This window comes from Pseudomonas sp. P7548 (assembly GCF_013386585.1).
GTDB lineage: Bacteria > Pseudomonadota > Gammaproteobacteria > Pseudomonadales > Pseudomonadaceae > Aquipseudomonas.
The window spans coordinates 1-20,233 of the sequence record NZ_JACARO010000060.1; the positions used below are offsets into that span (position 1 = coordinate 1).

Annotated in this window: 19 protein-coding genes; 12 read left to right on the plus strand and 7 right to left on the minus strand. The window is 62.2% G+C overall.

What is annotated here, in order from left to right; genetic code table 11:
* Positions 1-57: 57 nt before the first annotated feature.
* The 3 genes from dnaQ to HX803_RS22735 all read right to left on the minus strand — a co-directional run bounded on the left by dnaQ (position 58) and on the right by HX803_RS22735 (position 2,165).
* A complete protein-coding gene (dnaQ, locus tag HX803_RS22725; protein WP_178923800.1) occupies positions 58-798 on the minus strand; it encodes a DNA polymerase III subunit epsilon in 741 nt (246 codons plus the stop codon).
* A 110-nt stretch (positions 799-908) separates the two neighbouring features.
* Positions 909-1,361, minus strand: a complete 453-nt coding sequence (gene rnhA, locus HX803_RS22730; protein WP_016972779.1) for a ribonuclease HI — start codon at positions 1,359-1,361, stop codon at positions 909-911.
* 45 nt (positions 1,362-1,406) lie between these two features.
* Entirely contained in the window at positions 1,407-2,165 is a 759-nt protein-coding gene (locus HX803_RS22735) for a class I SAM-dependent methyltransferase (protein ID WP_178923694.1), read from the minus strand.
* Positions 2,166-2,230: 65 nt separating this feature from the next.
* Here HX803_RS22735 and gloB point away from each other — a divergent pair, with 65 nt between their 5' ends.
* The 8 genes from gloB (at position 2,231) to HX803_RS22775 (ending at position 12,957) form a co-directional block, all read left to right on the plus strand.
* Positions 2,231-2,998: a hydroxyacylglutathione hydrolase gene (gene gloB / locus HX803_RS22740; RefSeq protein WP_178923696.1), complete on the plus strand. Its 768-nt coding sequence runs from the start codon at positions 2,231-2,233 to the stop codon at positions 2,996-2,998.
* A 98-nt stretch (positions 2,999-3,096) separates the two neighbouring features.
* Positions 3,097-4,509 carry a transglycosylase SLT domain-containing protein gene (locus HX803_RS22745; RefSeq protein WP_178923698.1) on the plus strand — a complete coding sequence of 471 codons (1,413 nt, stop codon included), beginning with the start codon at positions 3,097-3,099 and terminating at the stop codon, positions 4,507-4,509.
* 210 nt (positions 4,510-4,719) lie between these two features.
* Complete coding sequence (locus tag HX803_RS22750; RefSeq protein ID WP_178923700.1) at positions 4,720-6,549, plus strand: extracellular solute-binding protein; 1,830 nt, start codon at positions 4,720-4,722, stop codon at positions 6,547-6,549.
* The gene (locus HX803_RS22755) at positions 6,546-8,384 is read left to right on the plus strand and encodes an extracellular solute-binding protein (protein ID WP_178923702.1); all 1,839 of its coding nucleotides are present in this window, start codon (positions 6,546-6,548) and stop codon (positions 8,382-8,384) included. Before HX803_RS22750 ends, HX803_RS22755 begins: the two co-directional genes overlap by 4 nt.
* A complete protein-coding gene (locus tag HX803_RS22760; RefSeq protein ID WP_178923704.1) occupies positions 8,385-9,458 on the plus strand; it encodes a microcin C ABC transporter permease YejB in 1,074 nt (357 codons plus the stop codon). It abuts the gene before it with no gap.
* A gap of 1 nt (position 9,459) precedes the next feature.
* Positions 9,460-10,479 (plus strand): ABC transporter permease, encoded by a 1,020-nt coding sequence (locus HX803_RS22765; protein ID WP_017738565.1) that lies wholly within the window; start codon positions 9,460-9,462, stop codon positions 10,477-10,479.
* A 1-nt stretch (position 10,480) separates the two neighbouring features.
* Positions 10,481-12,085, plus strand: coding sequence for an ABC transporter ATP-binding protein (locus HX803_RS22770; RefSeq protein ID WP_178923706.1), 1,605 nt, complete (start codon positions 10,481-10,483; stop codon positions 12,083-12,085).
* Positions 12,082-12,957: an AraC family transcriptional regulator gene (locus HX803_RS22775; RefSeq protein WP_178923714.1), complete on the plus strand. Its 876-nt coding sequence runs from the start codon at positions 12,082-12,084 to the stop codon at positions 12,955-12,957. Before HX803_RS22770 ends, HX803_RS22775 begins: the two co-directional genes overlap by 4 nt.
* Here HX803_RS22775 and HX803_RS22780 read toward each other — a convergent pair.
* Positions 12,899-13,486, minus strand: a complete 588-nt coding sequence (locus HX803_RS22780; protein ID WP_178923716.1) for a LysE family translocator — start codon at positions 13,484-13,486, stop codon at positions 12,899-12,901. The genes HX803_RS22775 and HX803_RS22780 overlap by 59 nt on opposite strands.
* 169 nt (positions 13,487-13,655) lie before the next feature.
* Between HX803_RS22780 and HX803_RS22785 the strand changes: the two genes are divergently transcribed.
* From HX803_RS22785 to HX803_RS22795, 3 genes are all read left to right on the plus strand, one after another.
* On the plus strand, positions 13,656-14,675 hold the full coding sequence (locus HX803_RS22785; protein WP_178923718.1) for an NAD-dependent epimerase/dehydratase family protein: 1,020 nt from the start codon (positions 13,656-13,658) through the stop codon (positions 14,673-14,675).
* A gap of 131 nt (positions 14,676-14,806) precedes the next feature.
* Entirely contained in the window at positions 14,807-15,649 is an 843-nt protein-coding gene (locus tag HX803_RS22790) for an alpha/beta fold hydrolase (protein WP_178923720.1), read from the plus strand.
* Positions 15,650-15,713: 64 nt separating this feature from the next.
* A complete protein-coding gene (locus tag HX803_RS22795; protein ID WP_178923721.1) occupies positions 15,714-16,292 on the plus strand; it encodes a TetR/AcrR family transcriptional regulator in 579 nt (192 codons plus the stop codon).
* A 6-nt stretch (positions 16,293-16,298) separates the two neighbouring features.
* Here the strand turns inward: HX803_RS22795 and HX803_RS22800 are convergent, their stop codons facing one another.
* Together HX803_RS22800 and HX803_RS22805 are read right to left on the minus strand one after the other, a co-directional pair.
* Positions 16,299-17,987 (minus strand): phospholipase D-like domain-containing protein, encoded by a 1,689-nt coding sequence (locus HX803_RS22800; RefSeq protein WP_178923722.1) that lies wholly within the window; start codon positions 17,985-17,987, stop codon positions 16,299-16,301.
* A gap of 53 nt (positions 17,988-18,040) precedes the next feature.
* Entirely contained in the window at positions 18,041-18,475 is a 435-nt protein-coding gene (locus tag HX803_RS22805) for a helix-turn-helix domain-containing protein (protein ID WP_176997817.1), read from the minus strand.
* Positions 18,476-18,582: 107 nt separating this feature from the next.
* On the opposite strand from HX803_RS22805, the gene HX803_RS22810 reads away from it, so the two are divergent.
* Positions 18,583-19,281, plus strand: coding sequence for an SDR family oxidoreductase (locus HX803_RS22810; protein ID WP_178923723.1), 699 nt, complete (start codon positions 18,583-18,585; stop codon positions 19,279-19,281).
* Here HX803_RS22810 and HX803_RS22815 read toward each other — a convergent pair.
* Positions 19,271-20,155 (minus strand): NAD(P)/FAD-dependent oxidoreductase, encoded by an 885-nt coding sequence (locus HX803_RS22815; protein WP_178923724.1) that lies wholly within the window; start codon positions 20,153-20,155, stop codon positions 19,271-19,273. The two genes, HX803_RS22810 and HX803_RS22815, sit on opposite strands and share 11 nt — an antisense overlap.
* Positions 20,156-20,233 lie beyond the last annotated feature (78 nt).

The window sequence follows — 20,233 nt, forward strand, 5'->3', positions numbered from 1 at the left end:
GAACCACCGCATTCGCGAGCAAGCCCGCTCCCACATTGTTTACCGCGTCGAGTCAGCCTATTGCTGGGTCAGGGTCGACCACAACGCCGGTGCACCCGCCGACTTGGCGATGGCTTCCAGGCGCGCGGCATGCTCGGCCATGTCCTGCTCGCTGGCGCGAATGATCACGCTCGGCTTGCGATCTGCCGGCAGGCGACGGATTTCCGAAGGGCGATTGCCCGAACCTTCGGCAGAACCGCTGCCGTCAGAGGCGTTGCCAGCCAGCGACAGGCTGGTCTGCCCGCCCGTCATGGCCAGGTAGACGTCCGCCAGGATCTCGGAGTCGAGCAAGGCGCCGTGGAGCTCACGACCGGAGTTATCGACGCCATAACGTTTGCACAAGGCGTCGAGGCTGTTGCGCTGGCCCGGGTGACGTTCGCGGGCCATCATCAAGGTGTCGAGGATCGAGCAGTGCTGGGAGATGTCCGCGCGATCGGTCTGCCCCATCAGGGCAAATTCGTTGTTGATGAAGCCGACGTCGAACGCCGCGTTATGGATGATCAGCTGGGCGCCGGTGATGAACTCGAAAAACTCATCGGCGACTTCCGCGAAACGTGGCTTGCCCTTGAGGAACTCGTCGGTGATGCCGTGGACGCCGATCGCGCCTTCGTCACTGTCGCGGTCCGGTTGCAGGTACACGTGAAAGTGACGGCCGGTGAGGCGGCGGCCCATCAGTTCGACACAACCGATTTCGATGATCCGGTGACCATCGGTCACCGGCATGCCGGTGGTTTCGGTATCGAGTACAACAGATCGGATGGCCATCAGGGTTCAGCTCTCAACGGGGGTGTATTTCAAGATGCGGGATATTAGCACGTCATGCCCCACGCAGCCCAAGGCCGGCCCTGGGCGTTACCGCGCTTTAATGATCAGCTCTGCTTGTAGCCGCGCACATCGTCCACGCCACGGTTGGCCAGCTGGTCAGCCCGTTCGTTGCCCGGGTGGCCGATGTGCCCGCGCACCCATTTCCAGGTGATGTTGTGGCGGTTGCACTGCTCATCGAGCAGTTGCCACAGGTCGGCGTTTTTCACCGGCTCCTTGGCGGCGGTCTTCCAGCCACGCTTTTTCCAGTTGACCATCCACTCGTTGATGCCCTTCATCACGTATTGCGAGTCGGTCACCAGCAGCACGTCGCAGCGGCGCTTGAGTTCTTCGAGGCCACGGATGGCGCCCATCAGCTCCATGCGGTTGTTGGTGGTGTTGGGTTCGCCGCCCCACAGTTCCTTCTCCACGCCCTTGCACACCAGCAACGCGCCCCAGCCACCAGGGCCTGGGTTGCCCTTGCAGGCGCCATCAGTGAAGAGTTCTACGGTATCGGTCATCGGTTACATCCATCAAGACAGGCAAGTCTGAAATCAAAAAAGGTATTAGGGTTCGCTTTGCTTGCGGTTGACCTTGGCCATCGGCATCGGCACCAGCTTGCCCATGGGCTGGCGCAGCACCTGGCGCACAGGGCGCAGCCCAACCACGATCTTGCGCGCGACCAATAGATAGAAGCCGCCACCCGACAGTTGCCAGGCACCCGCGCGGCGTTCCCAGCCGGCCAGGCGGCCTTGCCACTTGGCCGAGGCAAGCGGCGGACGATAGCACCCGAAGCGGCGTTTCTCCAGCGCAAAGCCCAGCAGGTTCAGCCAGTCCCCTACGCGCGACGGCGAGATGCAGCGCGCCTGGCGCAAGCCGTCATGGGCGAACACATGACGCAAGCCCCAACTGCTCCAGGGGTTGATGCCGATGATCAGCAGATGGCCACCCGGGCGCACGCTGCTGGCGGCCTCGCGCAGCAGGCCGTGGGGCGACAGGCAGAAATCCAGGCCATGCTGCAGCACCACCACATCGGCGGCATGTTCACTCAACGGCCAGGCTTGTTCCTCGCAGACGATTTCCACCCCCGGCAGCGGCGCACCCAGGCGCACATTGCGTTGCACCTGTGGCGCGGTGGGCGGTGTCTCGGCCGACGGGCCGTAATGCACCAGGTAGCCACCAAAGAAGCGGCCCAGCTCGTCTTCGAGCATGCGCCGCTCTTCATCCAGCAAAAATTGCCCGATGGGCCCGGACAGCCATTCACGGGCCGCGCCGATCAGGGCCAGCCATTCAGGATCGGCCTGGGCGAACGCTTTATCAGTCATTGCATTCTCCAACTCGCCTAGACGTTCTAAGATGCACCAATGTGTTCAGCTTGGCGAATCGAAGAATGATACAGATCAGTGCCCTGCCCGCCTTCACCGATAACTACATCTGGTTGTTACAAGACCCTCAAAGCCAACGCTGCGCGGTGGTCGACCCAGGCGATGCTGCGCCCGTGCTGGCCTGGCTCGGGCAAAACCCGCAATGGACCCTCAGCGACATCCTGATCACCCACCATCACCACGACCATGTCGGCGGTGTCGAACAGCTCAAACAGCTGACCGGCGCCAAGGTCTACGGCCCGGCGAACGAGAAGATCCCGGGGCGAGACGTGGCCTTGCAAGACAACGATCGTATCAGCGTACTGGGTTGGGACTTCGACGTTTATAGCGTACCCGGCCACACCCTCGGCCATATCGCCTTTTATCACCACGGCGTGCTGTTCTGCGGTGACACCCTGTTTGCCGCCGGTTGCGGCCGCCTGTTCGAAGGCACGCCAGAACAGATGCACACCTCCCTGGAACGCCTGGCGGCCCTGCCCGCCGACACCCTGGTGTACTGCACCCACGAATACACACAAAGCAACCTGAGGTTCGCCCAGGCCGTGGAACCGGACAACGCCGACATCGCCGAACGGGTGGAGAACGTCAATCAACTCAGGGCGCGCGGCGAGATGACGCTGCCGTCCAACCTGGCCCTGGAAAAACGTACTAACCCTTTCCTGCGTACCACTGAAACATCCGTTAAACAAAAAGCGGACGAACGGAATGGCCGCGACAACCGCGCTGGGGCCGAGGTGTTTGCTAGCTTGAGGGCTTGGAAAGATAAGTTCTAATGGATCGCAATCTGATACGTATTTTCTGAATGGTTGACCGGAACCCAAGCGCTTTCTAGAATCGCCCGACATTTTTGCCCGGAACTTACTTCCAGCCAATGTCGTCATCTATTCGTAAATCCATTTCTTCAGACGCATTGACCCGCCTGGCTCAAGCTGTGGCGGTGGCTGTGTCCGCGACTCTGGCGGGCTGCCAATCGACAAATTTCGCTGCACAATCCACCGTGCAACCCAAACCGAATCTTGCTGCCAAGATCAAGCAAAAACCTATTTGGCTATCAGAGAAGCCCAGCCCCGAAGTGCCCCAGGACGTCTGGGAACGCATGCGACGGGGCTTTCAATTGCAGGACGGCCTGGGTGTCAACCCGCGCATCGAGCAACAGCGCTTGTGGTTCGCCAGCAACCCTTCCTTCCTGGAGAACGCCGGAGAACGCGGCAGCCTCTACATTCATTACATCGTCGAACGCCTTGAAGAACGCAACATGCCGCTGGAACTGGCGCTGCTGCCCGTGATTGAAAGCGCCTACAACCCAATGGCCTATTCGCGCAGCGATGCGGTTGGCTTGTGGCAGTTCATTCCTTCCACCGGGCGTTACTTCAACCTGCGCCAGACCCGCGCCTACGACGGCCGCCGCGACATCACCGCCTCCACCACCGCTGCCCTGGACTACCTGACCCGCCTGCACGACATGTTCAACGGCGACTGGTTGCTGGCGCTGGCCGCCTACAACGCCGGTGAAGGCACGGTGAGCCGGGCGATAGAGCGCAACGAGAAGCTCGGCCTGCCGACCGACTACTGGAACCTGCCCCTGCCCCAGGAAACCAAGGACTACGTGCCCAAGTTCCTGGCGCTGTCCCAGGTGGTGCTGGCCCCCGAGGCCTACGGCGTCAACCTGAGCCCGATCGCCAACCAGCCGTATTTCGAAGTGGTCGAGGTCAAGCAGAGCATGGACCTGTCCCGGGTCGCCGCGCTGGCCGAGATCGACGAAGACGAACTGTTCCAGCTCAACCCCGCATTGAAGCAACGCACCACCCTGGACGGCCCCCAGCATTTGCTGGTGCCAAGCTCCAAGGCGCAGCTGCTCACCAGCACCCTGTCGACGATGAAGCCAGAGGAATTGCTGGCGATGCGTCCGAAGAAGCAGGTGTTCGACGAAGTCGAGACTGCACGTGTTGCCGGGCGTTCACGCAGCTACAAGGTGCGCAGCGGCGACAACCTCACGCTGATCGCCAAGGCCAACAAGGTCGACGTGCATGACCTGCAACGCTGGAACAAGCTCAACGGCCAGGCCCTCAAGGTCGGCCAGACCCTGGTGATGCAGGACACCCGCAAGCTGGTGGCCAAGGCTGACAGCAAGAAGCCGGTGCAATACAAGGTCAAGAAAGGTGACTCGCTGTACATCGTCGCCAAGCGTTTCAACGTCGAGATGCAACATCTCAAGCGTTGGAACCCGCGCACTGGCCAGGCGCTGAAGCCGGGGCAGATGTTGGTGGTGTCCGGGCCTCGCTGAAGCCTGAAGCACACCGCGGGCTAATGTGGGAGCGGGCTTGCTCGCGAATGCAGAGGATCAGTCAATGCAACCAGTGACTGACACACCGTATTCGCGAGCAAGCCCGCTCCCACATTGGATCCCCAGTGCTCTCGGCACGCTTTTTCCAACCGGAACAAGCTGTTACTGTACCGATCATAAAGCCCAAGCCGCCTGGATCGGATCTCTGACTTGAAGCGTCCCCTCCTTCTTCTAATAAGTCTGGCCTTGAGCTTTGCTGCGAACGCGACGATTACCGAGAGCCACGGTTACACGCAGTTCGGCAGGCTCAAGTACCCGGCCAAATTCACCCACTTCGATTGGGTAAACCCTGCAGCGCCGAAAGGCGGGACCTTGCGGGTCATGGCGTTTGGCACGTTCGACACGCTCAACCCCTACACCTTCAAGGGCTCAAGCCCGGTTTCCACCCCCAATTTCCTGCAGTACGGCGTCAATGAGCTCAATGAGCCGTTGATGGTCGGCACCGGCCAGTACGCGCCGTCCGGTGATGAGCCCACCTCCAGCTATGGGCTGATTGCGCAGTCGGTGGAGTACAGCGAAGACCGCAGCTGGGTGGTGTTCAACCTGCGCCCGGAAGCCCGCTTCCATGATGGCAAGCCGATCACCGCCTATGACGTGGCGTTTTCCTATCGCACGCTGCTCACCGAAGGCCACCCGCAGTACCGCACCAACCTGCAGGAAGTCGCCCGGGTCGATATTCTCAACCGCCATCGCATTCGTTTTGTGTTCAAGCGCGCCGGCAACCCGTTGCTGATCCTGCGCCTGGGCGAGCTGCCGGTACTGCCCCAGCACTACTGGAAAAACCGCGACTTCAAGGCCACCACCTTTGAACCACCGCTGGGCAGCGGCCCGTACCGCATCACCAAGGTAACGCCGGGCCGGCAACTGGTGTTCGAGCGGGTCAAGGACTACTGGGGCAAGGACTTGCCGGTCAACCAGGGGCTCTACAACTACGACAAGGTCGAGGTGGAGTTCTACCGCGACAGCGACGTGGCCTTCGAAGCCTTCAAGGCCGGCGAGTTCGACATCTATATCGAGCACCAGGCAAAAAACTGGGCCACCGGCTACAACTTCCCGGCGGTCAACCGGGGCGACGTGATCAAGGCGCAGATCGCCCACCAGATCCCGACCCAGAGCCAGGGCCTGTTCATGAATACGCGGCGGCCCACGTTCAGCCAGACCAAGGTGCGCGAAGCCCTGGGGCTGATGTTCGACTTCGAATGGACCAACCGCACCCTGTTCAGCAGCGCCTACAAACGCACCTTGAGTTACTACCCCAACAGCGAATTCTCGGCGACCGGCGTGCCGGTGGGTCACGAGTGGCTGATGCTGTCGCCCTACCGCGACCAGTTGCCGGCCAACCTGTTCACCCAACCCTTCAGCCTGCCGCAGACCGACGGCCGCGGCATCCCGCGCGAGACCATGCGCCGCGCCCTGACCCTGCTCGGCGAAGCCGGCTGGAAACTGTCGGGCCAGCGCTTGCTCAACAGTGACGGCCAGCCGTTGCGTTTCGAGATCCTGCTGGTGAACCCGAACCTGGAGCGCATCCTGCAGCCCTACGTCGAAAACCTGATCAGCATCGGCATCGACGCCCGCCTGCGCACCGTTGACCGGGCGCAATACAAACAGCGCCTGGATCAGTTCGACTTCGACATGATCCTGATCACCCTCAACCAGACCCTGAGCCCCGGCCTTGAACAGTGGCAGTACTTCCACTCCAGCCAGGCGGCCATCAAGGGCAGCAAGAACTACGCAGGCATCGCCAACCCGGTGGTCGATCACCTGCTGGAGCAACTGCTGGCCGCACAGACCCGCGAAGAGCAATTGGCCGCTGGCCGAGCCCTCGACCGGGTGCTGCTGTGGCAGCACTACAGTATTCCCAACTGGTATCTCAACTATCATCGCTTGGCGTACCGCAACCGGTTCGCCTTTGTCACCACACCGCCCTACAGCCTGGGCCTGAGCGCGTGGTGGCTGAAAGCTTCGGAGAAAGCCCAATGATGTTTTTGCGTACTGCTCTGCTCTCCAGCCTGTTGCTGAGTGCCGTGGCCCATGCCGCACCGCAACATGCGCTGACGCTGTACAACGAACCGCCGAAATACCCCGCCGACTTCAAACACTTCGACTACGTGAACCCCGATGCGCCCAAGGGCGGCACCTTCCGCGAATCGAGCATGGGCGGCTTCGACAGCCTCAACCCCTATATCAGTAAAGGTGTGCCCGCCGACAACGTGCCGCTGATCTACGACACCCTGGCCATGCAGAGCCTGGACGAGCCAATCACCGAGTACGGCCTGGTGGCCGGCAAGATCGAAAAGGCCCCGGACAACAGCTGGGTACGCTTCTACCTGCGCCCCGAAGCACGCTTTCATGATGGCCACCCGATCCGCGCCGAAGACGTGATTTTCACCTTCCAGACGTTGATGAAAGAAGGTTCGCCGATCTACCGCACCTACTACGCCGACATTGACGAAGTAGTGGCCGAAGACCCGTTGCGCGTGCTGTTCAAGTTCAAGCGCACCAACAACCGCGAATTGCCGCTGATCCTCGGGCAATTGCCGGTATTGCCCAAACACTGGTGGGCCACCCGCGATTTCTCCAAGGGCAACCTGGAAATCCCATTGGGCAGCGGGCCGTACAAGGTGGCCGAGGTCAAGCCCGGGCGCATGGTGCGCTACGAGCGGGTCAAGGATTACTGGGCCAAGGACCTGCCGATCACCCGGGGCTTCTACAACTTCGACAATCGCATCACCGACTACTACCGCGACAGCACCGTCGCCCTGGAAGCCTTGAAGGCCGGGCAGTTCGACTACTGGCTGGAGTTCAGCGCGAAGAACTGGGCCAATGCCTACAACATCCCGGCCGTGGCCCAGGGGCGCCTGATCAAGGAAGAAATCCCCAACGGCAACCCCACCGGTATGCAGGGCTTCGTGTTCAACACGCGCAAGCCGATGTTCCAGGACGTGCGCGTGCGCAAGGCGATCAGCCTGCTGCTGGATTTCGAGTGGAGCAACAAGCAGCTGTTCAACGGCGCCTACACGCGTACGCGCAGTTACTTTGAAAACTCGGAGATGGCCGCCACCGGCCTGCCCGGCCCGGATGAGCTGAAAATCCTCGAACCGCTGCGCGGCAAGGTCCCCGAAGAAGTCTTCACCCAGGCGTTCGAACCGTCCAAAACCGACGGCAGCGGCATGATCCGCACCCAGCAACGCGAGGCCTACCAACTGCTGCAAGAGGCCGGCTGGCGCATCGTCGACGACAAGATGGTCGACACCACGGGCAAGCCGGTGACCATCGAATTCCTGCTGGCCCAGACCGAGTTCGAGCGCATCCTGCTGCCGTTCAAGCGCAACCTCGCCGACCTGGGCATCGACCTGGTGATCCGTCGGGTGGACGTCTCGCAGTTCATCAACCGCATTCGCTCGCGGGACTTCGACATGCTGGTGGGCAGCTTCCCGCAGTCCACCTCGCCGGGTAATGAACAGCGCGAATTCTGGTCGTCTTCCAGTGCCGACAAACCTGGCAGCCGCAACTACATGGGCCTCAAGGACCCGGCCGTCGACCAGTTGGTCGAAGAGCTGATCGATGCCGACTCGCGCAAGAGCCTGGTCGCCCACGCCAAGGCGCTGGATCGCGTGCTGCAGTTCGGCTACTACGTGATCCCCAACTGGCACATCAAGACCTTCCGCGTGGCGTATTGGGACCACCTCGGCCACCCCAAGGTCTCGCCGCGTTATGACGTCGGCACCGCCACCTGGTGGGCCAAACCGGACGCCAAGCCGGCGGTCTCCCTGGACACAACCCAAAGCGCCGATCCGGCGAGTGGAGGCGATTAAATGCTGGCCTATATCATTCGCCGCCTGTTGCTGATCATCCCCACGCTGTTCGGGATCCTGCTGATCAACTTCATCATCATCCAGGCCGCCCCCGGTGGGCCCGTGGAACAGATGATCGCCAAGCTCGAAGGTTTTGAAGGCGCCACCAGCCGCATTGCCGGCGGCGGTGCCGAGGTGTCGGTGGCCGGCTCCAGCTACCGCGGTGCCCAGGGCCTGGACCCGGCCCTGATCAAAGAAATCGAGAAGATGTACGGCTTCGACAAATCGGCGCCGGAACGCCTGTGGATCATGGTCAAGAACTACGCCCGGCTGGACTTTGGCGACAGTTTCTTCCGCGACGCCAAGGTCATCGACCTGATCAAGGAAAAGATGCCGGTGTCCATTTCCCTCGGGCTCTGGAGCACGCTGATCATGTACCTGGTGTCGATCCCCCTGGGGATCGCCAAGGCTACGCGACACGGCAGCCACTTCGACGTGTGGACCAGTTCGGCGATCATCGTCGGCTACGCGATCCCGGCGTTCCTGTTTGCGATCCTGTTGATCGTGGTGTTTGCCGGGGGCAGTTATTTCGACTGGTTCCCGTTACGCGGGCTCACCTCCAACAACTTCGACGAACTGAGCTGGGGTGGCAAGATCCTCGATTACTTCTGGCACCTGGCGCTGCCGATCACAGCCCTGGTGATCGGCAACTTCGCCACCATGACGCTGCTGACCAAGAACAGCTTTCTCGACGAGATCAACAAGCAATACGTGATCACCGCCAAGGCCAAGGGCCTGACCAACCATCGCGTGCTCTACGGCCATGTGTTCCGTAACGCGATGCTGCTGGTGATCGCCGGTTTCCCTTCGGCCTTCATCGGCATCTTCTTCACCGGCTCGTTGCTGGTGGAGGTGATCTTCTCCCTCGACGGCCTGGGCCTGATGAGCTTTGAAGCGGCGATCAACCGCGACTACCCGGTTGTATTCGGCACGCTGTTTATCTTCACCCTGCTGGGGCTGATCGTGAAACTGATCGGCGACCTCACCTACACCCTGGTCGATCCGCGTATCGACTTTGCCAGCCGGGAGCATTGAGATGAACCTGTCCCCCCTCAATCGCCGCCGGTTCGAGCGGTTCAAGGCCAACAAGCGTGGCTGGTGGTCGCTGTGGCTGTTCCTGATTCTGTTCGTGCTCAGCCTGGGCGCGGAGTTGATCGCCAACGACAAACCCCTGGCGGTGCACTTCGATGGCGACTGGTATTTCCCGGCGCTCAAGCGCTACCCGGAAACCACCTTTGGCGGCGAGTTCCCGTTGGAGGCCAACTACAAGAGCCCGTACATCCAGGAACTGCTAAAAGCCAAGGACGCCTGGACCCTGTGGGCGCCGATCCCGTTCAGCTACCAGAGCATCAACTACGACCTCAAGGTGCCGGCGCCTGCGCCGCCGTCTTCTGTGAACCTGCTGGGCACCGATGACCAGGGTCGCGATGTACTGGCGCGGGTCATCTATGGCTTCCGGGTGTCGGTGCTGTTTGCCCTGACGCTCACGGTGCTCAGCTCTATCATTGGCGTGATCGCCGGCGCCTTGCAGGGTTTTTATGGCGGCTGGGTCGACCTGGCCGGGCAGCGCTTCCTGGAGATCTGGTCCGGCCTGCCGGTGCTGTACCTGCTGATCATCCTCGCCAGTTTCGTGCAGCCCAACTTCTGGTGGCTACTGGGGATCATGCTGCTGTTCTCGTGGATGAGCCTGGTGGACGTGGTGCGCGCCGAGTTCCTGCGCGGGCGCAACCTGGAATACGTGCGCGCGGCCAGGGCCTTGGGCATGCAGAACGGCGCGATCATGTTCCGCCATATCCTGCCCAACGCGATGGTCTCGACCATGACCTTCATGCCCTTCATTCTCACCGGCGCCATCGGCACCCTCACCGCGCTGGACTTCCTCGGTTTCGGCTTGCCGGCCGGTTCGCCGTCCTTGGGCGAGTTGGTGGCCCAGGGCAAATCCAACCTGCAAGCGCCGTGGCTGGGCATGAGTGCCTTTGCCGTGCTGGCGATCATGTTGAGTTTGCTGGTGTTTATCGGCGAGTCTGCTCGCGATGCCTTCGACCCGAGGAAATGAGATGAATCAGGACAATCTGATCGAAGTCCGCGACCTCAGCGTCGAGTTTGTCACCGGCGATCACCACCACCGCGTGGTGAACAACGTCAGCTTCGATATCAAGCGCGGCGAAACCCTGGCGCTGGTGGGTGAAAGCGGCTCGGGCAAATCGGTGACGGCCCACTCGATCCTGCGCCTGCTGCCCTACCCGCTGGCGCGGCATCCGTCGGGCAGCATCGAGTATTCCGGCCAGGACCTGCTGACCCTCAAAGAGAAAACCATCCGCCATATTCGCGGCAACCGCATCGCGATGATCTTCCAGGAGCCGATGACCTCGTTGAACCCGCTGCACTCCATCGAGAAGCAGATCAACGAAGTGCTGGGCCTGCACAAAGGCCTGCAGGGCAAGGTCGCCACCCGACGCACCCTGGAACTGCTGGAACTGGTGGGGATTCCCGAGCCGCATAAGCGCCTCAAGGCCCTGCCCCACGAATTGTCCGGCGGCCAGCGCCAGCGCGTGATGATTGCCATGGCTCTGGCCAACGAGCCGGAGCTGCTGATTGCGGATGAGCCCACCACCGCCCTCGACGTGACCGTGCAGCTGAAGATTCTTGAACTGCTCAAGGAATTGCAGGCGCGCCTGGGCATGGCACTGCTGCTGATCAGCCATGACCTGAACCTGGTGCGGCGTATTGCCCACCGCGTGTGTGTGATGCAGAAGGGTTGCATCGTCGAGCAGGCCGATTGCGAGACGCTGTTCCAGTCGCCACAGCACCCTTATACCCAGGAACTGCTGGCGGCGGAACCGAGCGGTGGCCCGGCGACCAATGAGGTCGGCCCGCCGTTGCTTGAAGTGGATGACTTGAAGGTCTGGTTCCCGATCAAGAAGGGCTTTCTGCGCAACACCGTCGATTACGTCAAGGCCGTGGACGGCATCAACTTCAGCCTGCCTCAGGGCCAGACCCTGGGCATCGTTGGCGAGAGCGGCTCGGGCAAATCCACCCTGGGCCTGGCAATTCTGCGGTTGATCAGCAGCAAGGGTGGTATTCGTTTTGAAGGCCAACCACTGGACCAGCTCAACCAGCAACAGGTGCGCCCGCTGCGCCGGGAAATGCAGGTGGTGTTCCAGGACCCGTTCGGCAGCCTGAGCCCGCGCATGTGCGTCAGCGAGATCGTCGGCGAAGGCCTGCGCATCCACAAGATGGGCACCCCGGCCGAGCAGGAAGCGGCGATCATCGCCGCGCTCAAGGAAGTGGGCCTGGACCCGGACGCCCGCCACCGCTACCCCCACGAGTTCTCCGGTGGCCAACGCCAACGCATCGCCATCGCCCGCGCCCTGGTGCTCAAGCCGCGCCTGATCCTGCTGGACGAGCCCACCTCGGCCCTGGACCGCACGGTGCAACGCCAGGTGGTGGAATTGCTGCGTAGCTTGCAGGCCAAGTACAACCTGACCTACCTGTTCATCAGCCATGACCTGGCGGTGGTCAAGGCGCTGAGTCATCAGCTGATGGTGGTCAAACATGGGCAGGTGGTGGAACAAGGCGATGCCCAGGCGATCTTCGCCGCACCGCAGCATGGCTATACGCGGCAGTTGCTGGAAGCGGCGTTCCTGGTGCCTCGCTCATGACCGCCGCGACGGCACCGCTGTTCTGGCGTGACCCGGCGTTGGCGTTTATCGAAGCGCGCACGATCGCTGACGGGCGCAAGGTGACTTACACCCGCCATTCCCACGAGCATTTTTCCATCGGCGCCGTGACCACGGGGTGCAGCTACTACCATTACGGCGCGCAGACGTTCGAGATCAGCGCTGGCACCGTGGTGCTGATGAACCCAGGCGATGTACATGCCTGCAACCCCATCCATGACCAGCATTGGTCTTATCAGATGCTGTACATCGACACCCTCTGGCTGACTGACCTGCAGCACCAATTGGGTTTCAGCACGGATCAGGGCTACCGCCCCTTCAATACGCCTTATACCCGCGACGCGATGTTGTACGCGGGCCTGCTGGCGTTGTACCGGATACTGGTGGATGAGCGCGCTGAACCTCTGCAAAAGCAAAGCGCATTGGTGAGTTATTTCACTGAAGTGCAGCAGCGACTGAACCCGGTCGATACGCCGTTGCGTGAGGTCAATGGCAAGCTGGAGCGCGCGGCCGACTACATCCGCGAGCACTGCACTCAGGCCCTGAAGCTGGGAGACATTTGCCTGGCGGCCGAGCTGTCGCCCTCCTACCTGATCCGTGCCTTCAAGCAGTATTACGGGCTGACGCCCCATGCGTTCCTGGTGAACCTGCGCATCCAGTTTGCCCGCGCCCAATTGCGTCAGGGCGAGCTGATCGCCGATGTGGCGCTGGCCGCAGGGTTTGCCGACCAGGCGCATTTCCAACGGGCCTTCAAACAGCATTGTGCGGCCACGCCCGGGCAATACCGTGACGTGCTCAAGCCATCAGCAAATACCCCACACTGGCCACCAGCAACGCGGCCATTGAGCGGTTGAACAGGCGCATGCCCTGAGGGTTGCTCAAGTAGCGACGCAGAAAGGTCCCGGCATAGGCCCAGCACGCCACCGACAGGTAACAGATCACCAGGTAGAGCGCCGCAAACAGCCACACCTGCCGCGCATCGCCATCGGCCACAAACAAGCCCATCCCCGCCACACAGGCCAGCCACGCCTTGGGGTTGAGCCATTGCATGATCGCGCCATACAGCATCGACGGCGCCGTGGCCGTGCCGTCGGCGTCCAGCCGGCCATCGTCCGCCGCGAGCTTCCACGCCATGTACAACAAAAAGGCCACCCCGCCCCACTGAATCAATTGCGTCAGGATCGGCCAACGCACCAGCACTTCGTGCAACCCCAGGCCAATCAGCACCAGTAGCACCGTGAAGCCGCTGGCGGCACCGAACACGTGCTTCTGGCTGGCGACGAAGCCAAAGCGCACCCCCGAACTCAGCGCAACCACATTCACCGGGCCCGGCGTGATAGACGTGGCCAGGGCAAAAGCGGCCATGGAAAGAAGAGCGCTCATTGCAGTTCCTTTTAGTCGACGAGTCACGAGGGGACACGGTAAAGGGCCGGCTTCGCGGGGTATTGAAGAAAATAACCCTCTGTGAATTATTTTGTATACGACTGTAGACTTATACTGATTTCAGCCCTAGAGTCAGCCTCACTTCGTTCACACAAGCGGGAGAAAAGTGATGGCTGAGACCGTTCTGGTCACCGGTGGTACGGGCTACATCGCCGGCTGGTGCCTGGCAGGCCTGTTGCAACAGGGTTATCAGGTGCGCACCAGTTTGCGCAGCCCTGACAAAGAGGCTGGGGTGCGCGCCGCGTTGAGCGGCCTGGGTATCGATCATCACCGGCTGACGTTCTTCATCGCCGACCTCACCCGCGATGAAGGCTGGGACGCTGCCATGATCGGCTGTGATTACGTACTGCACGTGGCCTCGCCCCTGGGCCTGGACGCGCCGCAACACCTGGACGACATGGTTGCCCCGGCACGGGACGGCACCTTGCGCATCCTGCGTGCCGCCACCGGGGCTGGCGTGCGCCGGGTGGTGATGACCAGCGCCGCCACCGTCGCCACCCCGCCGCTGCAAAGCCCCGACAGCCTGAGCGACGAGACGGTGTGGTTCGACCCCGCTGAAACCCATGTCACCCCTTACCGCCACGCCAAGCGCCAAGCCGAGCGGGCGGCCTGGGACTTCATGGCTAGGCATGAAGGCCCGACGACCTTGACCACCGTATTGCCCGGTGCGGTCTTCGGGCCGATCATGAGCCGCGATACCCTGGGTTCGGTGCAAGTCATCGCGCGCCTGCTGCAAGGCCGCGCCAAGGGCAACCCGCGCCTGGGCTTCGAAGTGGTGGATGTGCGTGACCTGGCCGACCTGCATATCCGCGCCATGACCGCCCCCGCCGCTGCGGGCCAACGGCTCCTCGGCGTTGGCAGGTTCATGTGGATGGCCGAGATTTCCCAGGTGCTGCGCGACCGGTTGGGTGACGCCGCGCACAAAGTGCCCACGCGCACTATCCCCGACTGGCTGCTGCGCCTATTGGCGCGCTTCGACCCCCTGCTGCGCGGCCTCACCCCCAACCTTGGCCGCGCCCACCGCCACAGCGCGGAAAAGGCCCGCCTGCTGTTGGGCTGGCAAGCGCGCCCGGCGGAGGACACATTGATCGATTGTGCCACTGGCCTGATCGACCACAAGGCGCTTTAGACGCTTTTATTCCATTGATATAGCTGAATTTTTTTCTTTCAGCCGACGATTTCCGATAGGCAAAAATGCGTTTTTGCCGATCAGCGGCGGTGCTAGAGTTCAGCGCCTACTCACTGCAAAAAGGAACCGCCATGTCACGCCGTCTACTGGCAGCCGCCTGCCTGTTGCTGTCTTTTTCCGCGGCTCACGCCGCTGAACGCTGGGAAACCCTGCCGCCGACACCCGCCCCCGTGGCCGGCGCAAAAACCGGCTATGCCCCGGTCAATGGCATCAAGGTCTACTACACCCGCACCGGCCACGGTTCGCCGGTGGTGTTACTGCACGGCGGCCTGTCCAACTCGGATTATTGGGGCAACCAGGTCAAGGCCCTGTCGGCCAAGCACGAAGTGATCAGCATCGACAGCCGTGGCCACGGGCGCAGCTCACGCAATGAACAGCCGTACGGCTATGACCTGATGGCCGACGATGTGGTGGCCGTGCTCGACAACCTGAAAATCCCGCGTGCCGACATCGTCGGCTGGAGCGACGGCGCAATCATCGGCATCGACCTGGCCCTGCGTCATCCGGACCGCATCGGCAAGGTCTTTGCGTTTGCCGCCAACACCCAGACCGCCGGCGTAAAAGACGCCGTGGAGAAAAACCCGACCTTTGCCGCCTTTATCGAACGCGCCGGCAAGGAGTACGCCAAGCTGTCGCCGACGCCGAAAGAGTACGACGCGTTCGTCGAGCAGATCAGCCACATGTGGGCCAGCCAACCGAACTGGACCGACGCACAACTGGCGAGCATCAAGACGCCGATCCTGATCGCCGATGGCGACCATGACGAAGCGATCAAGCGCGAACACACCGAGTACATGGCCGCGACCATCCCTGGCGCCGGCCTGCTGATTCTGCCCAACACCAGCCACTTTGCCTTCTTGCAGGACCCGGCGTTGTTCAATGCCGCGGTACTGGGCTTCCTCGACAGCAAATAGACCCTGTACCCTGTGGGCGCGCACGACCTGCGCACCCACAGCCCCCAGTCATGTCAGGACGCCCATGCCCAACCCCACTCCACGACGGCGCAATGCCGCCGCCACCCGCGATGCCATCCTGTTATCAGCGCGCAAGGCCTTTGCCCAATCCGGCTACGACGGCGCCGGCGTGCGTGAAATCGCGGCCGGTGCGGGCGTGACGGCGATGCTGGTCAACCGTTACTTCGGCTCCAAGGAACAGCTGTTTGCGGAAGTGATCGCCGACACCATGGCCAGCCCGATCATCCTCACCGAAAGCAACCTCAGCGCGGAAAACCTCGGCCGCACGATCGCCACGGCACTGGTCAGCATCACCGAAGCCGGCAGCACACCGCTGGAAGGTTTCCTGATCATGCTGCATTCGGCGTCGAGCAAACGCGCCGCCGTGATCGGTCGCGAACAAGTGGAAAAAGGCCATCAGGCAACCATGGCCGCCGCGCTCAAGGGCGCGCACCACGAAGAACGTGCGGCCCTGGTGATGGCACTGGTCTCGGGCTTTCAGGTGATGCGCCAGATGCTCGAACTGTCGGCGCTGGCCAAGGCTGATCCGCAGGTGCTGATCGATCTGTTGACGCCCCTGTTCCAGCAACTGGTGGACGGCTGAGCGCGCTTATTTCACAAACAACTCGCGGTCCCGGGCCTTGACGTGGCCGGGGCTGTAATACGCGTCGAACCAGGTCTTCTGTCCTGCGGCGGGCGGCTTGGCCAGGCGCAACGTTTGCAGCGCGCCGGGCTTGCTCGCATTGACCCGGAAGTGGAAGTGATCGAACAGGCGCAGCGCCTCGATCGCATACACCACGGCGATCTTGCGGTCTTCGATGCGGATCAGGTGGTCACCGTTGTTCTTCTCACCGCCGCCCGCCAGGTTGGACGAACCGGTGTACACCGTGGGGTTGGCGCCATTGAAGTCGGTGACCACAAACTTGTTGTGCACCATGTTCCCCGCATTGCCCGACCATTCAGCCTTGAACGGCGCCGGCACGTTGCTGGCCAGGTAACCGAACGGCAGCAAGCCCACCGAGCCATCCGGCTTGCGCACCGCCAGCTTGCCGGTGCGCTGGGCCACGCCGTAGGAGAACAATGAGCGCTGCATCAGCGTGTCCAGGGCGTCACGCACCTTGCCGTTGATCAGGCTCAGAAACACGATGGAGTACAACACCGAACTGGTGGCCTGCTCGATGCTGGTGGCGATGGGGTCCAGGGACAGCGCGCTGTCAGCATGGGGCGCGAAGCACAACGAGACTTTGGAACCCGGTTGATCGCGCACCACCCACCATTGTTGCGAGAGCGGGTGCTTGCGAAAGGTGGTGGGCGCCGACCAATAGGCCTCGAACACTTCGGCAAACTTGCCGGCCACCGTGGCGTCGTCAAACAGCAGCACGTTATTGGCCTGGATGTACAAGCCGCGCAGGGCGAAATTGGTCGAGCCGCCCAACACCCGGATCGCCTCTCCCGCACGCCGCACGATCAGCACTTTGTTGTGTTGCTGGCTGGAGAAATGCAGGCGCTGGATCTGCGCCCCCGCTGCCGCCAGGCGTGCAGCGCTGAGGCTTTCGCAACTGTCGGCGGCGCCCTGGTCACCGTGGTCATCGATGATCGCCCGTAAGCGTGGGCCGAGGCCTTCGAGGCGGCGCAGGATATCGGGTTCCTTGCTCTCGTAGATCAGCGCGTCGAGGGTCAGCTCGGGGTCGTTGGCCACCTGATCCAGCACGTTGAGGATCAGCTGCCGCGCTTCGAAACCCAGCCAGGCGTAGTTGCGTTCGAAGGGCGTCATGTCCAGGTCCAGGTAGGCCCGAGGCGCGGAACCTGAGGGCGGCAGGATGCGGGTTTCATTGTTGAAACGATCGCCGTAGGCCTGGGATGAGGCGAACCCTCGGGTAAAGCCGATGTTCACGAAGTCGCTGATGGTTTGCGCTTCCAGGGACACCTGGTTTTCCAGGCTGACACCCTTGGACAACGTGCCGTCTGCGCCCATGTAGCACGCGGTGACGCGGTAGCGGAACACGCCGGGCAGGATCTCGCTGGGCACGTGGATCCAGCGGAATTTCTGGAACGGCGCCTCGGTGGACGGAAAGCTGCGCGGCTGCTCCGGGGTGGGCGGGTAGTCGAAGTGCAGGCGGTTGTGCAGCACGCCCCAGTGGTCGGCGCCGGGGTAGCGCACTTCGATGCTGAACCCGACGAAATCCGGCGTCGCCAGGTCCGGCGCCAAATCGAAGGCCAACAGCGCCGCCCCCTCGCCACGGTACAGCTTGAAGGTCAGCCCCTGGAACGTGGTCTTGCTTTCGAAGTCGGCGCTCAAGCGATGTCCTTTGTGCGAAGAGGCGGTGTGTAGAGTCTAGCGCGTGCGCCTGATCAAGCCACTGGTGCCTGGGTAACGATGTCTTCGAGGCCCAGCACGCGACCGTCCTCGGACAGCACCTCCACCTTGCGCAACGGCTTGAGTGAACGCGCGTCCAGTACTCGCCGCCCTACCGTCTCCGGCTGGGTGTGGGTTTCGCCCCATTGCGCCAGGGTCACCAGTACCGGCATCAGTGCGCGGCCTTTGTCGGTCAGTTGGTATTCACTGCGTGCGCCCACTTCGCTGGTTTGCAGCAGGCCTTGCTCGACCATGTCCTTGAGGCGCGTGGCGAGGATGTTTTTCGCCACGCCCAGGCGTTTCTGGAAATCACCGAAGCGCGTCACGCCGGCAAACGCATCGCGGATGATCAGCAGCGTCCACCAATCCCCCACCACATCCAATGCACGGGCGACCGGGCAACCGTCACCTTCCAGGCATTTGCGTTTCATCGTGGGGCCTCCCGGCAGTCAGAAATATTAGGTTGCATTATAGGACCGATGCGCTCAGGATAAAAACAGTTTCATCATTAAACCTAAATCAGCGTACGGAGCTCATCATGGATATTCGTGGAAAAGTGGTATTGGTCACCGGCGCCAATCGTGGCCTGGGCAAAGCCTTCGTGACGGCCCTGCTGCAAGCGGGTGCCGCCAAGGTGTATGCCGGTGCACGGGATGTGGCCAGCGTGAATATTCCCGGCAGCACCCCCATTGCCCTCGACATTACCGACGAAGCCAGCGTGCAGCGCGCCGCCGAGCAATGCAGCGATGTCAGTGTGCTGATCAACAATGCCGGTGCTCTCAATCGCGGCGCCCTGTTGGATGCCGACAGCGTCGACAACCTGCAGCACCATTTTGATGTGAACACCCTCGGCACCCTGCGCGTGACCCGTGCCTTTGCGCCGGTCCTGGCCAAACACGGCGGCGGCGCGTTGATCAACATCATCTCGGTATTGAGTTGGCTGAGCAGCCCGGGCGCCGGGGCCTACAGCGCTTCAAAATCGGCCCAGTGGGGCCTCACCAACGGCCTGCGCAGCGAATTGCGCGAGCAGCAAACACTGGTGATCGGCGTGCACCCCGCCTACATCGACACCGACATGACCGCCGGTATCGAAGCGCCGAAGAGCACACCCCAAGAAGTGGTTGCACTGACCCTGCAAGGGCTCAGCGAAGGCCGCGAAGAAGTGGTGATCAGTGACATGGGCCACGCGGTGAAGGCGTCGCTGTCCACCGAACGTCCGATCTACCTCACCCGCTGATCAACGAAAAATGCGCGCCCACCCCGGCGCGCACGCCCTCACCCACTGCCAAGGCCACAGAGCCTCCCGCGAGGGCGACATCGCCACAGGCAAACACGCCGTCCACCGAGGTCTGGCGTGTTTCGTTGGTCTGCAGATACGGCCCTGTGGGGCCATCGACCTGCTCGCATCCCAACTGGGCCGCCAGTGGGCTGATGCGGGTACGCGACAGGGTGAAGATGCCGTCGAGCTTGAAGACGCGCCCATCGACCAACTCAAGATCCGCACGCTCACCGCTGATGCGCTTTACCCCAGCACTTTCCACCCTGACGCCCCGCCGTGCCAGTTGCGCCTGCTGTTCGGCATCCGGCGTGAACACACCGTTGGTGAACAAGGTGGTGCTGCCCCAATCCGGCAACATCAACGCGTGGTGCATCGCCAGGGGTGAAGTGGCCAGGACGCCGATTCGGCCCTGGTCCAGCTCATAGCCGTGGCAGTAAGGGCAATGAAACACCCGCGTGCCCCAGCGTTCCTGCAAGCCGTCGATCGGCGGCAAGTCATCGACCACACCGCTGGCCAGGATCAGGCGCTTGGCGCTGAACGTGCCGTTGCATTGGGTACGCAGGCTGAAACCCTCAGGCTGACGCAGCGCTTCAAGCGCGGTGTCCTGTACCCACGTCACCGTCGGGTACTCCATCAATTGGCTGCGCCCTTCGGCCGCGATGACCGCGGGTGACTCGTCATCCTGGCCAAGAAAACCGTGGGAAGTGGCCGCGAACCGGTTGCGCCGAAGCCCCGCATCAACCACCAGCACCTGGCGCCGCGCCCGCGCCAGTTGCAGGCCTGCGGACAAGCCGGCATAGCTGCCGCCTACAATAATGACGTCGTACATCATGGCTCTGCTCTCGCTGTGCATGCGCCCTGGTTGTCCGGGCACTTTCACGACACACCATAAGTTACGTAAAAATACGCC

Excerpts from the sequence above, each read along its gene's own strand:
- rnhA (WP_016972779.1), bottom strand. The coding sequence starts at position 1,361 with ATGACCGATACCGTAGAACTCTTCACTGATGGCGCCTGCAAGGGCAAC.
- HX803_RS22735 (WP_178923694.1), bottom strand. The coding sequence starts at position 2,165 with ATGACTGATAAAGCGTTCGCCCAGGCCGATCCTGAATGGCTGGCCCTG.
- gloB (WP_178923696.1), top strand. The coding sequence starts at position 2,231 with ATGATACAGATCAGTGCCCTGCCCGCCTTCACCGATAACTACATCTGG.
- HX803_RS22745 (WP_178923698.1), top strand. The coding sequence starts at position 3,097 with ATGTCGTCATCTATTCGTAAATCCATTTCTTCAGACGCATTGACCCGC.
- HX803_RS22755 (WP_178923702.1), top strand. The coding sequence starts at position 6,546 with ATGATGTTTTTGCGTACTGCTCTGCTCTCCAGCCTGTTGCTGAGTGCC.
- HX803_RS22760 (WP_178923704.1), top strand. The coding sequence starts at position 8,385 with ATGCTGGCCTATATCATTCGCCGCCTGTTGCTGATCATCCCCACGCTG.
- HX803_RS22765 (WP_017738565.1), top strand. The coding sequence starts at position 9,460 with ATGAACCTGTCCCCCCTCAATCGCCGCCGGTTCGAGCGGTTCAAGGCC.
- HX803_RS22770 (WP_178923706.1), top strand. The coding sequence starts at position 10,481 with ATGAATCAGGACAATCTGATCGAAGTCCGCGACCTCAGCGTCGAGTTT.
- HX803_RS22775 (WP_178923714.1), top strand. The coding sequence starts at position 12,082 with ATGACCGCCGCGACGGCACCGCTGTTCTGGCGTGACCCGGCGTTGGCG.
- HX803_RS22780 (WP_178923716.1), bottom strand. The coding sequence starts at position 13,486 with ATGAGCGCTCTTCTTTCCATGGCCGCTTTTGCCCTGGCCACGTCTATC.
- HX803_RS22785 (WP_178923718.1), top strand. The coding sequence starts at position 13,656 with ATGGCTGAGACCGTTCTGGTCACCGGTGGTACGGGCTACATCGCCGGC.
- HX803_RS22790 (WP_178923720.1), top strand. The coding sequence starts at position 14,807 with ATGTCACGCCGTCTACTGGCAGCCGCCTGCCTGTTGCTGTCTTTTTCC.
- HX803_RS22795 (WP_178923721.1), top strand. The coding sequence starts at position 15,714 with ATGCCCAACCCCACTCCACGACGGCGCAATGCCGCCGCCACCCGCGAT.
- HX803_RS22805 (WP_176997817.1), bottom strand. The coding sequence starts at position 18,475 with ATGAAACGCAAATGCCTGGAAGGTGACGGTTGCCCGGTCGCCCGTGCA.
- HX803_RS22810 (WP_178923723.1), top strand. The coding sequence starts at position 18,583 with ATGGATATTCGTGGAAAAGTGGTATTGGTCACCGGCGCCAATCGTGGC.
- HX803_RS22815 (WP_178923724.1), bottom strand. The coding sequence starts at position 20,155 with ATGATGTACGACGTCATTATTGTAGGCGGCAGCTATGCCGGCTTGTCC.